At 71.1% G+C, this 2,223-nt stretch carries 3 protein-coding genes; 1 reads left to right on the forward strand and 2 read right to left on the reverse strand.

The window, feature by feature from the left end; genetic code table 11:
- A partial coding sequence (locus U9R90_RS35620; protein WP_411061596.1) for an ATP-dependent helicase C-terminal domain-containing protein occupies positions 1-857 on the forward strand: 857 nt, incomplete at its 5' end.
- Between the two features lie 4 nt (positions 858-861).
- Here the strand turns inward: U9R90_RS35620 and U9R90_RS35625 are convergent.
- Positions 862-1,854 carry a DUF3068 domain-containing protein gene (locus U9R90_RS35625; RefSeq protein ID WP_411061598.1) on the reverse strand — a complete coding sequence of 331 codons (993 nt, stop codon included), beginning with the start codon at positions 1,852-1,854 and terminating at the stop codon, positions 862-864.
- An 81-nt stretch (positions 1,855-1,935) separates the two neighbouring features.
- The gene (locus U9R90_RS35630; protein ID WP_411061599.1) at positions 1,936-2,073 is read right to left on the reverse strand and encodes an SPW_0924 family protein; all 138 of its coding nucleotides are present in this window, start codon (positions 2,071-2,073) and stop codon (positions 1,936-1,938) included.
- Positions 2,074-2,223 lie beyond the last annotated feature (150 nt).

Here is a 2,223-nt window from a genome sequence, read left to right on the forward strand (position 1 = left end):
ACGGGGCGGGGTGGCTGGCCGTCGCGGTGGCCGATCGGCCCGTGGGGTCCGCCCATGCGCGGGTGCGGCTGGGGGCGGTCGTGGACGAGGACACCGCATGCCGTACCGCTGCCGCCCTGTATACGGAGGGCGAGGAGGTCGCCTGGGTGGGTGGGGACGTGGTGGCCCGGCAGGTGGAGCGGCTGGGGGCCGTGGAACTGGCGGTGCGGCCCCTGCGGCGGCCCGAGCCCGCGCTCGTACGGGCGGCTCTGATCGACGGACTGCGGCAGGAGGGTCCTGGCAGGCTGCTGCGGTGGACCAGGGACGCCGAGGTGCTGCGGCAGCGGCTCGCCTTCCTGCACCGGCGACTCGGGGCGCCCTGGCCCGACGTGGCGGACGACGCGCTTCACGCGCGCGTGGACGAATGGCTGGAGCCCGAGCTGTCCAAGGCCCGCAGGCGGGCCGACCTGGCCCGGATCGAGGCCGGTCAGGTGCTGCGCCGGCTGCTGCCGTGGGCCACCGGGGACGCGGTCAGGCTGGACGAGCTCGCGCCCGAGCGGATCGAGGTGCCGAGCGGTTCGCAGATCCGGGTCGACTACGAGAATCCCGAACAGCCCGTACTGGCCGTGAAGTTGCAGGAGATGTTCGGGCTGACCGAGACTCCGCGCATCGCGGGTGGGGTGCCGGTGCTCGTGCACCTGCTGTCGCCCGCCGGGCGCCCGGCCGCCGTCACCGCCGACCTGGCGTCCTTCTGGCGGGGCGGATACCGGGGCGTAAGGGCGGAGTTGCGCGGCCGGTATCCGAAGCACCCCTGGCCCGAGGACCCGGCGACGGCGGAGCCGACCCGCCGCACCAACAGGGCGGCGAGTCGCGGCTGACCGGCTACGCGGGGACCGGGTCCGGTCGCGAGTCCCGCGTGGACTGCGGGTCGCTCGGGCGGCGGCTGCGGGCCTCCAGGAGCAGCGCGAGCGTGAGCAGCGCCGCGCCGAGGCCGAGGAAGCCCCAGGGGAGGTAGCTGGTCATCAGGAGTATCAGCTGCCGCTGGGACTTCACCAGGTCGACCGTCGACCTGATGTAGTCCTCGCGCATCTTGACGTGTCCGGAGAACGCGGTGACCTTGTCGCGGTCGCCGAGCAGCGTGCCGCCGCGCATCTCCTCCCGGTGGATCTCCTCGCCGTACACGGGTGCGCCGGTGACCGGCTCGATCCAGAACTTGCGGACCGTGGTGTACCAGAGCTTGGTGCCGGTGCCGGCGAGCGACTTCGCGGTGATGCCCTTGACCGGCATGACCGAGGGGTAGTCGACCTGGGTCCAGGGGATGGTCTGTTCGAAGTAGTAGACCTCCAGGCCGCGGAAGTTCTGGGTGCCCTTGTAGTGGATGGGCGCCGACTTGCGGACCCGCATGTCGAAGTAGGCGTAGTCGCGCTTCTCGGTCAGGAAGGGCCACTTGAACTCGATGCCCTCGCGCTTGACCTCGTGCCCGTCCGCCATCTCGGTCTTGTCGTGCACGGGTTGCTGGCTGTGCGCGTCGAAGATGTAGCGCTCGGGGATCTTGGAGACCATCTTGCCGTCCGGGCCCTCGGCGTAGGCGAGGGTGTCCCAGACGACGACGTCTCGGCCGGTGCGCTTGCCGATCCGCTTCGCCTCTTCGACGTTGCCTTTGAGGGTCTGCACGATGGAGAGCTTGTCGACCTTCTTGGGCTGCATCGTGCCGTAGTCGATGAGCGTCGCCGGTTTCGCCTCGAGTACCGCCTCCTGGTACTGGCTCGGCGGGATCTTCGCCAGCCGGGGGAAGGCGTAGAACCGCAGCAGCGGGGAGAGCGCGGCGAAGAAGACGGCGAAGGCGAGAAGGATGAGGCTGGCCTTGCGGCGCATCGCGGCGGCCCCCTTCTGTGGGTGCGTGGGCTGGCTCTACGGGTGGCTCGCGGGCTGGGCTCGCGGACTGGCGCGCGCGGCTTAGGGGCTCTCGGACGGCACGGTGGTGAGCAGCGGTTTGGGTGAGGTCTCGCCCGCGGGCGTGCCGATGGCCGTGAGCGTGAAGACCAGGCCGAGTGCGGCCGCGAGTCCGATGGCGGCGGCGATGAGGGCGCGCATGCTCGGCCTCCCGGATGGCTGATACGGCGTCAGGGCTGGGGCACCGTAGCAACGTCGGGGCAAGATGAGAACACGTTGCACCGCCCCCGCTGTCTAGAGCCTGTCTTTGAACCCCCGTCGTTCGCCCGAAGGGCGGGCGCAGCGCCCGCC

The organism is Streptomyces sp. E11-3, from assembly GCF_046540415.1.
GTDB lineage: Bacteria > Actinomycetota > Actinomycetes > Streptomycetales > Streptomycetaceae > Streptomyces.